Source organism: Inquilinus sp. 2KB_23 (assembly GCF_052115705.1).
GTDB lineage: Bacteria > Pseudomonadota > Alphaproteobacteria > DSM-16000 > Inquilinaceae > Inquilinus > Inquilinus ginsengisoli_A.
Map to the genome: position 1 here is coordinate 154,956 of NZ_JBFRHF010000017.1, position 14,751 is coordinate 169,706.

Annotated in this window: 13 protein-coding genes; 3 read left to right on the forward strand and 10 right to left on the reverse strand. The window is 66.7% G+C overall.

Features of this window, described 5'->3' with window-relative positions; all coding sequences use genetic code 11:
- Positions 1-2: 2 nt before the first annotated feature.
- The 5 genes from AB4112_RS21930 to AB4112_RS21950 form a co-directional block, all read right to left on the reverse strand.
- Positions 3-947, reverse strand: a complete 945-nt coding sequence (locus AB4112_RS21930; protein WP_309801806.1) for a carbohydrate ABC transporter permease — start codon at positions 945-947, stop codon at positions 3-5.
- A 2-nt stretch (positions 948-949) separates the two neighbouring features.
- Positions 950-2,026 (reverse strand): carbohydrate ABC transporter permease, encoded by a 1,077-nt coding sequence (locus tag AB4112_RS21935; RefSeq protein ID WP_441723030.1) that lies wholly within the window; start codon positions 2,024-2,026, stop codon positions 950-952.
- A gap of 147 nt (positions 2,027-2,173) precedes the next feature.
- Positions 2,174-3,607 carry an extracellular solute-binding protein gene (locus AB4112_RS21940; RefSeq protein ID WP_309801809.1) on the reverse strand — a complete coding sequence of 478 codons (1,434 nt, stop codon included), beginning with the start codon at positions 3,605-3,607 and terminating at the stop codon, positions 2,174-2,176.
- 59 nt (positions 3,608-3,666) lie between these two features.
- The gene (locus tag AB4112_RS21945; RefSeq protein WP_441723033.1) at positions 3,667-4,758 is read right to left on the reverse strand and encodes an ABC transporter ATP-binding protein; all 1,092 of its coding nucleotides are present in this window, start codon (positions 4,756-4,758) and stop codon (positions 3,667-3,669) included.
- Positions 4,759-4,820: 62 nt separating this feature from the next.
- Entirely contained in the window at positions 4,821-5,534 is a 714-nt protein-coding gene (locus AB4112_RS21950) for a GntR family transcriptional regulator (RefSeq protein WP_441723035.1), read from the reverse strand.
- A gap of 122 nt (positions 5,535-5,656) precedes the next feature.
- On the opposite strand from AB4112_RS21950, the gene AB4112_RS21955 reads away from it, so the two are divergent.
- Positions 5,657-6,910: an iron-containing alcohol dehydrogenase gene (locus AB4112_RS21955; RefSeq protein ID WP_441723037.1), complete on the forward strand. Its 1,254-nt coding sequence runs from the start codon at positions 5,657-5,659 to the stop codon at positions 6,908-6,910.
- A 12-nt stretch (positions 6,911-6,922) separates the two neighbouring features.
- A complete protein-coding gene (locus AB4112_RS21960; protein WP_441723039.1) occupies positions 6,923-8,416 on the forward strand; it encodes an NAD-dependent succinate-semialdehyde dehydrogenase in 1,494 nt (497 codons plus the stop codon).
- Here the strand turns inward: AB4112_RS21960 and AB4112_RS21965 are convergent, their stop codons facing one another.
- The 5 genes from AB4112_RS21965 to AB4112_RS21985 all read right to left on the reverse strand — a co-directional run bounded on the left by AB4112_RS21965 (position 8,417) and on the right by AB4112_RS21985 (position 13,793).
- Positions 8,417-9,262, reverse strand: a complete 846-nt coding sequence (locus AB4112_RS21965) for a carbohydrate ABC transporter permease (protein ID WP_441723041.1) — start codon at positions 9,260-9,262, stop codon at positions 8,417-8,419. It abuts the gene before it with no gap.
- Positions 9,262-10,200 carry a carbohydrate ABC transporter permease gene (locus AB4112_RS21970; protein ID WP_441723043.1) on the reverse strand — a complete coding sequence of 313 codons (939 nt, stop codon included), beginning with the start codon at positions 10,198-10,200 and terminating at the stop codon, positions 9,262-9,264. Before AB4112_RS21970 ends, AB4112_RS21965 begins: the two co-directional genes overlap by 1 nt.
- The gene (locus AB4112_RS21975; protein WP_441723045.1) at positions 10,197-11,303 is read right to left on the reverse strand and encodes an enolase C-terminal domain-like protein; all 1,107 of its coding nucleotides are present in this window, start codon (positions 11,301-11,303) and stop codon (positions 10,197-10,199) included. The genes AB4112_RS21970 and AB4112_RS21975 overlap by 4 nt, the downstream gene beginning before the upstream one ends.
- A 68-nt stretch (positions 11,304-11,371) precedes the next feature.
- Positions 11,372-12,616 (reverse strand): extracellular solute-binding protein, encoded by a 1,245-nt coding sequence (locus AB4112_RS21980; protein WP_441723047.1) that lies wholly within the window; start codon positions 12,614-12,616, stop codon positions 11,372-11,374.
- Positions 12,617-12,653: 37 nt separating this feature from the next.
- The gene (locus AB4112_RS21985; RefSeq protein ID WP_441723049.1) at positions 12,654-13,793 is read right to left on the reverse strand and encodes a mandelate racemase/muconate lactonizing enzyme family protein; all 1,140 of its coding nucleotides are present in this window, start codon (positions 13,791-13,793) and stop codon (positions 12,654-12,656) included.
- Positions 13,794-13,887: 94 nt separating this feature from the next.
- Between AB4112_RS21985 and AB4112_RS21990 the strand changes: the two genes are divergently transcribed.
- The gene (locus tag AB4112_RS21990) at positions 13,888-14,595 is read left to right on the forward strand and encodes a GntR family transcriptional regulator (RefSeq protein WP_441723051.1); all 708 of its coding nucleotides are present in this window, start codon (positions 13,888-13,890) and stop codon (positions 14,593-14,595) included.
- Positions 14,596-14,751: the final 156 nt, after the last annotated feature.

Consider the following 14,751-nt stretch of genomic DNA (forward strand, 5'->3'; position numbering starts at 1 on the left):
CGTTATTTCCTGACCGTGCCGAAGGTGACGCCGCGCAGCAGGTGGTCCTGCAGGAAGAAGGTGACCAGGAAGACCGGGATCAGGAACAGCGTCTCGATCGCGGCCAGCAGCGTCCAGTCGGTGCCGCGGCCGCCGGAGGAGACGGCCTGGTTCATCGCCACCGGCACGGTGCGCGTGTCCGCGCCGGTCAGGAGCAGCGCGAACAGGAACTCGTTCCAGGTCAGGATCAGGCCGAACACGAAGGTCGCGGCCAGGCCGGCGACGACCTGCGGCAGGCAGATCTTCCAGAACACCCTGGCCTCGGACGAGCCGTCGATGCGGGCGGCGTCCTCGACATCGGTCGAGAGCTCGTCGAAGAAGCTCTTCATCATCCAGATGGTGAAGGCCAGGTTGAAGGCGGTGTAGAGCAGGATGATGCCGGGATAGGACCCGGACAGGCCGACGGCGCGGAACATCAGGATCACCGGAATGATGACGACGATGGCCGGCAGCATCCGCGTGGTCAGGATGATGAAGAGATAGGTGTCGTTGCCCTTGAGCGGGTAGCGCGAGAAGCCGTAGGCCGCCAGCGTGCCGAGGACGAGGGCCAGCAGGACCGAGACCGACGCGATCACGATCGAGTTGAAGAAGAAGCGGTCGAAGCCGGTCGCCTCCGGCTGCCCGCCGGTGGTCATCACCCGCGAGAACACCGAGCCGAAATTCTCCAGCGTCGGGGTGAAGACGAAGCGGTCGGGAATCAGGCCGAACAGCGAGGTCGGCGACAGCGTCGGCGGCACCGACAGCGCCAGTTCCTGCGGCTTGATCGCGGTGAAGATGATGAACAGCACCGGCAGGAAGTAGACCAGGCTGACGCCTGCCACGACCAGGGTGCGTCCCCAGCCGGCCTCCGCGACGCCGTGGCTCCGGCGAAACCCGATGCGTTCCCAGATGGATGGGCCGGACGCCATGGTCAGCTCTCCCCGTTCCGGCGATTGGCGAGATAGAGGTAGAGGTTGGTCAGGACGATCACCATGAACAGCATGATGTAAGAGATCGCCGCCCCCTCGCTGGTCTTGTTCTGCTCGTTGGCGACACGGATCAAATGGTACGAGATCGTCATCGTGTCGTTGCCGCCCTTGGTCAGGAGGATGACGAGGTCCGCCAGCTTGAACGCCTCGATGGTGCGGAACAGCAGCGCCAGCATCAGCAGCCCGCGGATATAGGGGAAGGTGATGGTCCAGAAGCGCCGCCAGGCGGAGACGCGGTCGATGGCGGCCGCCTCGTAGAGATATTTCGGCACGGAGACGAGCCCGGCCAGCACCAGCAGCATCACGAAGGGGGACCACATCCAGGCATCGGCGAAGACGATGCCGCCCACCGCGCCCGCCTTGCTGTCCATCAGGATGAACTGGCCGTCGGTGATGCCGTTCATCACATAGCTGAGGATTCCGAAGGTCGGATCGTAGTAATAGGTGAAGAACACGCCCGAAGCGACGACCGACAGCATCATCGGCGCCAATACCAGGATCAGCAGATACTTGCGCAGAGGGAACTGCTTGGCGAAGAGCATGGCCAGCAGGAAGCCGATAATCATCTGGGCCGCCACCGTGAGCACGACGAACATGGCCGTGTTGGTCAGGGCGTGCCAATTGTCGGCGGCGGCGATGTCGTTGGTGAGCACCTTGATGTAGTTGCCGAGCCCGACGAACCGGATTGACTGCTGGTTCGACTGATAGGCGAAGAACGAAAGCCCCAGCGACCACAGCAGCGGAAAGATGTTCATCGTGAACAGCACCGCAATGGCCGGCGCCACGAGCAGCCCACCGTAGTAGTGGCGGCGGTAGGCGTTGACCGCGAACGCCGCGGCAACCAGCGCCGTCATGGCACCGACGATCCAGAAGGCGACGGTCGCGGGCAGCGCCGCCGCGGCGGCCGCGGAAACGACGATGCCCATGACGATGGCCAGCCGCCAGTTGTCGGCGGAGATCTCGAGAAATGCCGAGGACGTCCGGGCCCTAGGAGCTGACATGGTTGGCGTCACTGACATGGGCGCTCTCGATCACAGTTCTGCTTGGCGGATCCGGCCCTGCCTGGCCGTCTTGCGGCGTCCGGTCGAGCCGTCCAATCGGCCGCCGGCCGCGGCCCGGGGCTGCTGCCGCTGGCCCGTCGGCCGGCGGCAGCAGCCTTCGTCACATCACTGGATCAGGCCTGCTTCGGTCAGCAGGTTCTGCTGGAACTTGGCGATGTTGTCCAAGGTCGTCTTGGCGTCCTGCTTGCCGGTGATCGCGAGATCGAACTGATCCTGCTGCTCAGTCAGCAATTCGAAGAACTGGGGCACGTGCCACACGTCCTTCTGCCAGTCCAGCGACGGAGCCCAGGCCCGGTTCCAGGGGCGATAGGTCACGTATTTGGGATCCGAATACACCGATTTGATCGCCGACTGGCCGCCCGCCGCCGCGTATTGATGCTGAATGGCGGGCGAGAGCCACCATTTCACGAATTCCACGGCCTCCTTGATCTGGACGTCGGTGGTCCAGGTGGTCAGCACGAAGGGCTGTCCCCCGATATTGGACCAGCGCACCATCTTGCCGTCCGGGCCGATGGTCCCCGGCATCTGGCCGAACACCAGCTTGTCCACAACCTTCGAGGCCTTCGGATCGAGAGAGGCTTCCGCCAGCCCGATCCAGTCGACGTTCATGGCCACCTTGCCTTCGCGGAACAGCTCGTCCGACTTGAAGATGTCCATGGTGCCGGTCCTGGCCACCGGCGGCATGTACTCGATCAGGCCGAGATATTTCTCGAGAGCCTTCACCGCGATCGGCGAATTGACCACGCCTTCCGCCTGGCCTTTGGGAACCTGGGTTTCATCCCAGATGTCGCCGCCCATCTGCCAGATGAGGCCGTTGACCTGCATCGACGAGAAGTCGTACGCCTTGCCGGCCTGGAAGGCGATGCCGTAGAAATCGTCATCGGCGGGCTTGCCAGCCAGCATCTCGCCCTTCTTGCGCCGGAAGAACTCGCCGACGTTCCTGAAGTCGTCCCAGGTCATGGCGTCAATCTCTTCGCCCGTGCAGGGCAACTTCTTTTTGAATTTCGCCATGAAGTTCTTCTGCTCGGTCTCGTCGCAGAGGACGTCCTTGCGCCCGTAGGTGACCAGCACGTCGGGGAACTGCGGGAACCCGTAATAATTCTGGGATTTATAGGGATAGGTCGCATAGGCGTTCAGCGGATTGGGATGGATCTCCATGAACGCCTTCTTGAAATCGGGGTCGGCGTCGAGAAGATCGTTGATCTTCCGGAAATAGCCGCCCTCAACGAAGGCACCCAGCCATTGCGAGTCGGATACGATGAAATTGTACTTCTGCTCGCCAGACGTGAGCGAGGCGTTTACGCGTGTGTAGAAATCGGGCCAAGGAATAAAATCAACATCCAGCTTCACGGTATTGCCAGACTTCGGTTTATATTGCTCGTCGAAGAACTTCTTCATGACGCGGGTGGGCGGCCAGTCAGGCACCGCCATCGACAGCGTGACCTCTTCGGCCAGGGCAAATCTGGCCGCACCCGTCATCAGGAGAGCGGCCAGTCCCGCCGCCACCACTACGCCCTTGATTTTCGTTGTCGCCACCATTTTCAGGTCTCCTCCCTTGTGTTTGTTGGAATTCTTGTTCTTTTGTTTCGGCTCCGTCGTCAGGTGATCGCCTGTCCGTTCGAGGCCCGGAAGACATGGAGCTTTCCTGGATCGAAAACGATCGAGGCCCGCTGACCGAGCTGCAGGCCCGAAGCCGCCGCTTCCGGCAGCACCAGACGAAGCGTCTGTCCGCCGGTCTCCATCGAGATCACCGTGACGTCGCCCAGGGGCTCCAGCATGGCGATGCTCGCCGTCACACCGCCTTCGCCGCCGGTCGCGAGGCGGATGTCGCTCGGCCGGATGCCCACCACGGCCGCTTCCCCCGCTTCCGCAGTGCTCAGCTTGCGCATGCATGGCAGCGGGCCGATCGCGGATTCGATGACGCCGCCGTCGCGGGACAGCGTGCCCTTGATCATGTTCATGGACGGCGAACCGATCTTGCCGGCCACGTACAAGTCACGCGGCGCTTCATAGAGCTCGTCGGGCGTTCCGGTCTGCACGACCCCGCCGTCCCGCAGCACGGCGATCTCCTCACCCATCGACAGCGCCTCCAGCTCATCGGGCGTCGCATAGACGATCGTGAGCCCGGACTGGCGATGCAGCCGCTTGAGTTCGGCGCGCATCTCGTGCCGGAGCTTGGCATCGAGGTTGGTCAGAGGTTCGTCCAGCAGCAGGATCCGGGGCCGCCGGATCAGGGACCGGCCGAGCGCGACCCGCTGCTGTTCACCGCCTGAGAGCGTGCCGGGCTTGCGGTCGACCTTCTTGTCGAGCCGGAGCATCGCCGCGGTGTCACGGACGCGGCGGCCGATCTCCTCCCGCCCCACCCCGGCTTCGACCAGCGGATAGGCCAGGTTCTCATAGACGGTGAGGTGCGGATAGAGCGCGAAGGACTGGAACACCATCGACACGCCGCGTCCCGCGATCGGCTCGTGTGTCCAATCCCGACCGAAGATCTCGACGCGGCCCCGGTCCGGCGCGACGAGGCCGGCGATCGTGCGGAGCGTCGTCGTCTTGCCGACCGAGCTGGGCCCAAACAGCACGAAGAAGCGGCCTTCAGCGACGCTGAACGACAGGTTGTGCAGGGCCCGGACGTGGCCATAGGACCTGCTGACATTGGTCAGACTCAGCGCACAGGCGTCGACCTGTCCCATCGCTTATCCTCCCTTTTCCGCCAGCGTATCACGGATCGGCCCGCTGCCCATGGCTCCTGGCATCAGTCGAATGCCGGCAGCAGGCGGTCGCGCGACCGCTCGATATGCGTGCGCATCGCCCGCCCGGCCTCGTCCGGGTCATGCCGGGAGAAGGCGGCCAGAATCGCCGCGTGTTCGTCGAGCGCCTCCTCGGTCACCCGCGAATGGAACATCAGCCGGAAAATGTGGAAATGGGTGTGCTGGTGCGCCAGCGTCTCGCGGATGAGTTCGTTGCCGGCGACCGCGAGGATCTTGTCGTGGAACACCGCGTCTTCCCGCGCGAACCGGGAGTAGCGGGCCCGTTCGTCCGGTCCTCCGGCATGCGACATCACCCCCGCCGCCTCGGTCAGTTCCTGCAGCGCCGCATCCGTCATCGCCGTTGCGGCCTTGCAAGCGGCGTCGGGCTCGAGCAGCAGGCGGAGCTGGTACAACTCGGTGAAGCGTTGGCGCGAGACCTGGGGCGCCGCGCTGTAGCCGACCAGATGGGTCTTGACCACCAGGCCTTCGCCCTCCAGGCGGCCCAGCGCCTCGCGGATCGGCGTCTGCGAGACGTTGAACTCGCGCGCCACGGCGTCGACCGTGATGCGGCCGCCCGGAGGAATCTTCAGCGCCATCAGCTGGGCGAAGATCGCCTCATAGACCTCTTCTGCGAGGCTGGCGCCGCGATGGATCACCGGAACGCCCTCGCCCGGATCGGCCGCCGGATGGGATCTGATGAGTGGTTTCTGGCTGCGCACTGCTTTGTCCCTTGACAATGCACGAGAGCTAGCACGATCCTCTGCCGCGATCAATACGATATCCTATACGATTTGATATAGGATACCTCGGAAAAGCAGATTTTCTCAGCTTCATCAATCGATTGGATTCGATCGTGACGTCTTTCTCGGCGATCCGGTTGCCCAAGGAGATCCTGTTCGGCAAAGGCCAGCGCGACGCTCTGCCCGCGGTCGCCAGCCGCCTCGGGCGGCGGGCGCTGGTGTGCACCGACGAGCGCCTCGCCACGTCCTCCGATTTCGGGCGGTTGCTGGACGGCCTGGGCGCGGCCGGCCTTGCCGTCCACGTCTATGGCCGTGTGCTGCCGGACGTGCCGCGCGACAGCGCCGCGGACTGTGCCGAGGAGGCACGTGGCTTCGCGCCCGACCTCGTCATCGGCATCGGCGGCGGCAGTTGCCTCGACATGGCGAAATGCGCCGCCCTGCTGCTCGCCCATGGCGGCCGGCTGCCGGACTACTACGGCGAGCTCAAGGTGCCGGGACCGGTGTTGCCGGTCGTCGCGGTTCCGACCACCGCGGGAACCGGCTCGGAAGCGACGCCCGTCGCCGTGATCTCTGACCCGGACCGCATGCTGAAGGTCGGCATATCGAGCCCGCACCTCATCCCCGCCGCGGCCATCTGCGACCCCGACCTCACCCTCTCCTGCCCGCCCGCCCTGACCGCGATCGCCGGCGCCGATGCGCTCACCCATGCCATCGAGGCGTTCACCGCCGGACGGCGCCCGCCCTCGGCCGAGCTCGCGCAGAAGCATGTCTTTATCGGCAAGAGCGCGCTGACCGACCATTTCGCGCTTTTCGCCATCCGGTTGCTGGGGCGCAGCCTCGAACGCGCCTGGCGCGACGGGACGGACGAGGATGCGAGGGCGGAGGTGATGATGGCGGCGCTGGCCGCTGGCTGCGCCTTCGGCACGGCGGGCACGGCGGCGGCGCACGCGATCCAGTACCCCGTCGGCGCCCTGACCCACACGCCCCACGGCCTCGGCGTTGCGACCGTCCTGCCCTATGTGATGCGCTTCAACCGCGCCGCGGCGCTGGACGAGATGGCGGAGATCGCGGTCGCGCTCGGGGTCGACGGCGGGCGCATCTCACGCGCGGTTCTGGCCGACGCCGCCATCGACGAAGTGACGCGGCTGCTGCGCGCAATCGGCATCACGCCGACGCTCGCCGGTCTCGGCCTGCCCGCCGACAAGCTGGACTGGACCGCCGAGCAATCGGTCGGCATCGAGCGCCTGATCAAGAACAATCCGCGCCCGATCGGGCTCACCGAGATGCGCCGCCTGCTCGATGCCGCCTATCGCGGCGATCTCGACGCCGCGGCATCCGACCCTGTCCTCGAATAAGGGAACCCGCCCATGACCCCGGCGACGACGCTTTCGACCACGCCCCCTTCTTCCGCGTCGGCCCTCGATCCGGCGAGCTGCGCCCGGGGCCTCTACATCGGCGGAGAATGGCTGTGGCCGGCCGGATGCAAGCCGATTCCCGTCATCGATCCGTCGACCGGACGGCTCCTGGCCGAGGTGCCGGACGCCTCGGTCGAGGATGCTGCGGCAGCGGTCGAGGCAGCTGCGCGGGCGGCCGTGGCTTGGCGCTCGACACCGCCGCGCCGGCGTTCCGACATCCTGCGCCGCTGCTTCGAGCTGATGACGGAGCGCGCCGAGGATCTGGCTCGGCTGATCGCGCTGGAGAACGGCAAGGCCCTGCGCGATGCGCGCGGCGAGGTCGCCTACGCCGCCGACTTCTTCCGCTGGAACGCGGAAGAGGCGGTGCGCATCGGCGGCGACTTCATGCTCTCCCCCACCGGGGCGAACCACATCCTCGTCGATTACGAGCCGATCGGCGTCTGCGTGCTCGTCACGCCCTGGAACTTCCCGGCGGCGATGGCCACCCGCAAGATCGCGCCGGCTCTCGCCGCCGGCTGCACCGTGGTGCTCAAGCCGGCGAGCGAGACGCCGCTGACCGCCTATGCGCTCGCCGCCCTGTGCGCGGAAGCCGGGGTGCTGCCGGGAGTCGTCAATGTGCTGACCACCGCCGCGCCCGGTCCGGTGACGGCGGCGATGCTGGCGGATCCCCGGGTGCGGAAGCTGTCCTTCACCGGCTCCACCCAGATCGGCCGGGTGCTGCTCGCCGAGGCGGCGAAGCATGTGGTGAGCTGCTCGATGGAGCTCGGCGGCAACGCGCCGCTCATCGTCTTCGACGACGCCGATCTGGACCTGGCGCTCGAAGGCGCCATGCTGGCCAAGATGCGCAATGGCGGCGAGGCCTGCACCGCCGCCAACCGGCTCTACGTGCAATCCGGCCTCTATGATCGGTTCGCGGCGGAGCTTACGGCGCGCATGGCGGCGCTGAAGGTCGGCCCCGGCACCGACCCCGCCACCGAATGCGGCCCGATGATCAACCCGGCCGCCGTGGGCAAGATCGAGCGCCTGGTGGACGATGCCCTGTCGCGCGGCGCCCGGCTGCTCTGCGGCGGCCGGCGGCCGGACGGGCCCGGCTACTTCTATCCGCCGACCGTGCTGGACGGGGTCCCCGCCGAGGCCGCCATGGCGCAGGATGAGATCTTCGGACCGGTCGCAGCACTCAGCCGCTTCGAGACGGAGGACGAAGCCGTCGCCCTCGCCAATGCGACCGAGTACGGCCTGGCCGCCTACGTCTTCACCCGCGATCTGGCGCGGGGCCTGAGGGTCTGCCGCCGCATCGAGACCGGCATGGTCGGGCTCAACCGCGGGCTGGTCTCCGATCCGGCGGCGCCGTTCGGCGGAACCAAGCAGAGCGGGCTCGGACGGGAGGGCGGCGCGCAGGGCGTGCTCGAATTCCTCGAGGCCAAGTACATCGCGACGCGACTCTGATCAGCCCTTCACCGCCCCGGCGGTGAGGCCCCGGACCATCGCCCGCTGGACGATCGCGAACAGCATGATGACCGGAATGATGCTGATGATGCCCCCGGCCGAGAGCGCCCCCCAGGGCAGCTGGAATTCGCCGACCATGAGCTGCAGCCCGACCGGCCAGGTTCGCGAACCCGTGCTGGTCGTCAGCATCAGCGCGAACAGGAACTCGTTCCAGGCGCCGATCGCGACGAAGACCGCGGTGGCGACGAGCCCGCCCATCACAAGCGGCAGGACGATGCGCAGCATCGCGCCGATGCGGGAGGCGCCGTCGATCCGGGCGGCGTCCTCCAGCTCCGAAGGGACCGCATCGAAGAATCCCTTCATCATCCAGATGAAGACCGGCAGCAGGAAGGTGGTGTAGGCCAGAGCCAGCCCGAGGCGGCTGTCGAGCAGTCCGACGCTGCGCATCAGGATGAACAGCGGCACGATGATCATCACCGCCGGAAACATCCGCACCACCAGGTAGAACAGCATGAGTTCGCGCCGGCCGCGGAAGCGGTAGCGGGCGACGGCATAGGAGGCGAGCGTCCCGATCACGACGCAGATCACCACGGTCGTCAGCGTCACCACGGCGCTGTTGGCGATCAGGGTCGGGAAGTTGGACCGCGTCCAGATCGCGACGTAGTTCTCGAACGTCACGCGCTCGGGGATGTACTGGATCGTCGCGGTGACGATGTCGGATTCCGGCTTGAGGGACGTCAAGAGAGCCCAGAGCACCGGAAACATCGCGAAGGACACGATCGACAGGGCGGCGGCATAGCAGACCAGGACGTGGATCCGGCGCCGGATGGAACGGCTGCGAAGCATCAGTCCCTCATCGCGTTGGAGAGCTTCACATAGGCGTAGCTGAACACCATCAGCAGCAGGAACATGACCACGGACAGCGCGCTGGCATAGCCGAAGTTGAATTCCTTGTTCGCCTTCAGGAAGGCATAGAGCGACAGCACCTGGGTCGAGCGGCCCGGCCCGCCGCCGGTCAGGATCAGCAGGATGTCCGGGGAGTTCACCAGGCTGATGACGCGCAGCACGACGGTTGCCACGATCACGACCCGCAGCTGCGGCAGGGTGATATGCAGGAACTGGCGCCACAGCCCGGCGCCGTCGGTCGCCGCCGCCTCGTAGAGGTCGCCGGGAATCCCCCTCAGGGCGGCCAGCAGCAGCAGCGCGAAGAAGGGGAAGCCGTGCCAGACCTCGACCACCATGGCGGCGAACATCGCCGTGTCCGGATCCGCGAACCACGCCTTGTAGCTGCCGAGGACGCCGATGCGCACCAGGATGTCGTTGAGCACGCCGAGACGCGGATCCAGCATCAGCGCCCACATGTGGCCGGCGACGACGTTCGGCAGGAACCATGGCAGCAGCACCATGATCCCGAACACGCGGAAGCCCGGCAGGCTGGTGTTGAGCACCAGCGCCGTCAGCAGCCCGAGCAGCAGCTCGCCGCTCGCGGCGCCCGCGACCCACACGACGGTGTTCTGCAGCGACAGCCAGAACACCGGATCATGGACCAGCGCGATATAGTGCTTGAGGCCGACGAAGCCGGTTCCGAGATCGACCCGGTTCAGCCTCATCTCGCGGACGCTGAGCACCATGCCCCACAGCGTCGGGTACAGCACGACCGCCAGGATCAGCACCAGGCTGGGAAGCAGCAGGTAATAGGCCCAGCGCCGGCTTTCCGACAGCCGGCCAAGGGGTCCGAGACGGCGGGCCGGCGCCGGCGCCGAGGGCAGGTCCAGCACCGTCATGCCCGCGCCACGGCCGTGGCCTCGATCCGCTCCCAGTCGAACTCGAAGCCGATGCCCGGACGATCGGAGACCGTGAGCACGCCGCCCTCGATCGCCAGGGGCCCGAGGCCGTCCAGGCCCGCGATCTGTTCGCTCGAGATGACCAGCTGCTCGTAATAGTCGTTGTTGCGGATGGCGGCGCAGAGCTGGGCGTTGGCAAGGCCCATCCCATGCACCTGGGCCCGCATGCCATGGGCCTCCGCCAGATGCGCGATCTTGATCGCCCCGGTCAGGCCGCCTTTGTAGAAGGTGCTGGTCCGCGCCATGTCGAGCGCGCCGGCCTGGATCCAGCTGGCCATGTTCCAATGGCAGCCGTCCGACGTCTCCGCCGCCAGGACCGGGATGTCGAGCGCATCGCAGAGCTTGCGGTACGAGCCCAGCTCGAACTCCCGCATCGGCTCCTCGTACCAGAGGAACCCTTCCGCCTCGAGCACCCGGCCGAACCGCAGGGCGGTGACGTAGTCCCAGCCGGCCGAGCCGTCGAACATCAGATCCGCGTCGGGCCCGGCCCAGCGCCGCAGGTTGCGGGACAGCACCGCATCCTCCTTCGCGTCGCCCCAGGCGTGCAACTTGAAGGCGGTGAAGCCGGCGTCGATGCACTCCTTGATGTGCCGCTCATAGTCGTCCATCGAGTCCCAGGTGACCGTGGAGGCATAGGCCGGCACCTGGCGGTCATGGCCGCCGAGCAGCTGGTGCAGCGGCATCCCGGCGGCCTTGGCCTTGATGTCCCAGGCGAGCAGGTCGACGATGCCGAGATGCGGCATCGCGATCTCCTCGATCCGGTCGATCTCCCAGACCAGCGTCCAGAGCCGTTCGGTCAGGAGCGGGTTCTCGCCGACGAGGCGCTTCAGCCGCCGGTCGACCAGGCTCATCGCGCCCCAGGCGTTCGCCACCTCGATCGCGCCGGCGATGCCGGCATCGGTGTCCATGCGGATCACGGCCTTCAGCGGCTTGCGGTCCGCCGGGGTGCCGTCGCCGGATCCGGCCAGCCCCTTCCGCCAGCGATAGGGATGGGCTGGATGCTCGGTCTCGACCACCCAGCAGCGGATGTTCTCGATGCGCATGCCCTGCCTCCCTCCGAACGTTGGTTGTGCGGTGTGCTGCGGATAGCCACCGCCCTCTGCCCCGGCCGCTATTGCAGGGCTGCGTCGAGGCCGGCCATCAGGGCGTCGACGCAGGCCTCCGGCGTGCTCCGGCCCACCAGAACCTTCTGGAATTCGGGCAGCACGACATTGTCGTCCCATCCCGCGGACCCGATGAACCGGGGCGGCAGGCGGCCGAATTTGGTGGTTTCGACCGCGGCGCCGTAGAGCGGGTTGCCGGTGATGCGGCTGTCCGACGCCGTCGCCGGCGATGCCGGGAAGTATCCCGTCTGCTCCAGGAACGCGATCGCCGCGTCGGGCTCGGCCCAGAAGGCGATCCACGCCCAGGCCGCTTCGGCGTTGGCATCCGACATCAAGCCGTTGAACAGATAAGTCAGCCGCGCGATGTGGGCGGCAGGCCCCGCCGGGCGCGCCGCCGTCATGAACTGGCCCGGCTTCATCGCCGCGGAGATCTCGGCGAGAGATCCGGTGTGGTGCCAGACCATGGCGGTCTGACCGGTCTTGAACGCCTCCATGATCTGCCGGTAGCTGTCGTTGGGGGCGCTCGGCGGGCAGGCCTTGTGCCGTGTGAACAACTCGGACAGGAAGGTGACCGCCTCGACGGCCTTGGGCTTGTCCATCGCCTGCTTGCCGTCGACGACGATCGGCGAACCGAAGCTCTCGATCGTGTCGATCACGAAAGCGTAGCCGCCGGCCCCGCCGCGCAGGCCGAAGCCATAGCGCCCCTTCGCGGGATCGGTCAGCTTGATCGAGGCGTCCTGGAATTCGGCCATGGTCTTCGGAGGCCCGCTGATGCCGGCCTCGTCGAACCAGTCCTTCCGGTAGTACATCCAGTCGACGAAGGTGAAGGCCGGAATGCCGTAGATCTTGCCGCCGACGCTCGCTCCGCTCCACCGGTCCTCCGGAAATCCCGCGGCCTTGTCCCAGCCCTTGATCCGGTCGGTGATGTCGAGAAGCCCGCCCATCCCGACCATGTCGTTGACCCGCTCGGCGATCACCATCGCCGTGTCCGGCTTCGATCCCGAGACCACCGCCGCGGTGATCTTCGACATGTATTCCGGATTCGGGATGTTCTCCTGGGTCAGCGAGATGCCGGGATAGCGCTGCTGGAACAGCGCCATCACCGCCTCCAGCCCCTTGAACTCACTCTCGCTGGTCAGGTGGTGCCAGTAGTTGATGCGGCCCTCCGCTGCCGCCTGGGCGAGACGCGGCGCGAGCGCCAGAACCGGGACGGCCGCGGCGGTTTGCAGCAATGTGCGCCGATCGACGAGCATGACATGTCCTCCCCTGCTTTTGTGTTCTTGGATCTGGTCAGAATGAGAGCCTGATCGGCGTCGACGCCGGGGGTGGCGGCAGCTCCTCCGGCCGCAGCACCTGCGGCGCCGCTCCGGCCCGGGCCTCGGCGGACAGCGCGAGGCCATGGCCCGGCCGGTCCGGCGCGAAGGCATAGCCATCGCGCATGGCGATCGGCTCCTCGACCAGGTGGTTATAGTTCTGGAACGAGTATTCCAGCCAATCGGCCTCGGGCAGCGCGGCGGCCAGATGGACCCCGATCTCCAGCGACGTGTTGCCGAGCGTCACCGGGACGCCATGTTCCGCCGCCAGCCAACCCGCCTTCAGCACGTCGCCGATATGGCCGTGGACGTTGAGAAGATCGGCGCCGCGGCCCTCCAGCAGCCGGCGCTTGCCGCGCAGGTCGAGATACTCGCCGGAATTGACCAGGACATGCGGCGCGGCCAGGCGGATTTCCCGCAGGCCGTCGACGTCGTCGCGCAGACAGGGATCCTCGACCCAGAGAATGTCGAAGCCCGCGCGCCGGAACTGGTCGAGCCGCCGAATCGCCTCCTTTGGCGACCAGGCTTCGTTGGCGTCGATCATGATCGGCCCATGGCCCTTGGCGATCTCGGACACCAACGCCAGGCGCCGGAGATCCCATTCGATGTCGGGATGGCCGACCTTGATCTTGAAGCCGCGGTAGCCCTGGTCCCGCGCCTGCCGGAACAGGGAGGTGTACTCGTCGTCGGTCAGGTGGAAATCGAGGCCGCTGGCATAGACCCGCACCTTGGGATCGCTGCCGCCGAGGTATCGGTAGAGCGGCAGGCCGGCCTCCTGGGACGCCAAGTCCCACAGCGCCTGGGCCACCGCCTCTTCGAAGGCGAGCGACGTCCGGCGGTTGTTGCCGCCGCGGGGCCGGGTGACGCGGTGGATCAGCCCCGCCGGCGCCTGTCCCGCCAGGCCGGGCCACGCCTCCTCGGCGAAGATCCGTTCGATCTCCGTCAGCGCCGGCAGCGGATGGAAGAGGCTGTGGAAGAAGCCCGTGCCGGTGCGCCCGTCGTCGGCGTGCAGCTCGACCACGCCGATATGCGCCTGGGCGATGCGAACCTGGCTGTCCCCGATCACCCGGTCGCGGGCGAACTGGAACCGGGTCAGGGTGAAATCGGTCAGCCGCATCTCGGGCTCCTCCACGCGCCGCCTTGTGACGGCTATTGATATATCAACTTCGATAACAGATATTTCTATACGCGCCAATTGAATCATCAAGCAAATGAGCAGCACCCTGAGACGGTCATCCGACGAACATCCGTCGACGCTTCGCGCCGAAGCCGCGCCGAATCTCAGCCGCGTCGCCTATGAGCGGTTCAAGGAAGCCCTGTTCGAACGAAGGCTGCAGCCCGGCGCCTTCATGTCGCAGGCGGAGCTGGTCGGGATCGTCGGCTCGCCGCTGGGGCCTCTACGGGAGGCGCTGCAGGTGCTGCAGGCTGAGGGGCTGGTGACGATCCGGGCCCGCGCGGGCATCGAGATCGCCAAACCGGACCTGGCGCTGGTCCGCAATTCGTACCAACTACGCCTCTTCCTCGAGACGCCCGCCATCCGGCACTTCGCCGAGACGGCGTCGCGCGACCGGATCGAAGCCATGATCGCGCAGCATCGTGAGGTCATCGGCTGGGTGGAAGGCGGAGATGTCGATCGCGACCTGGCGCGCCGGATCGAGGAGGTCGACGCCAGCCTGCATCTCGGCGCGATCGACGCGCTCGACAACCCGCTCCTCCGCAAGGCATTCCTGCAGACGCAGGATTACATCCGGCTGATCCGCCTGGATCACCTCTATGCCTACTCCGCGGCGAAGGTGCGGCGGACGATGGCGGAGCATCTGGAGATTTTCGAGGCCTGCCTGGCCAGGGATCCGGACGCCGCCGAGGCGGCGCTCAGGGCCCACCTGACCCAGGCGATCCAGCGGGCGATGGGGCTCTAGCCCGAAGTCGGAATGCTTGTGGACCGGATCCCCGCGCCCTGCAGACCGACTCGCATCAGATCCGACGTCTGGAGATCGACGCCGAATTCCAAGAAGCCACGCGGTCAGCTTAAGCTCGAGGTCGAACCCGACCTGCCCGGTGAATGGCCGATATAG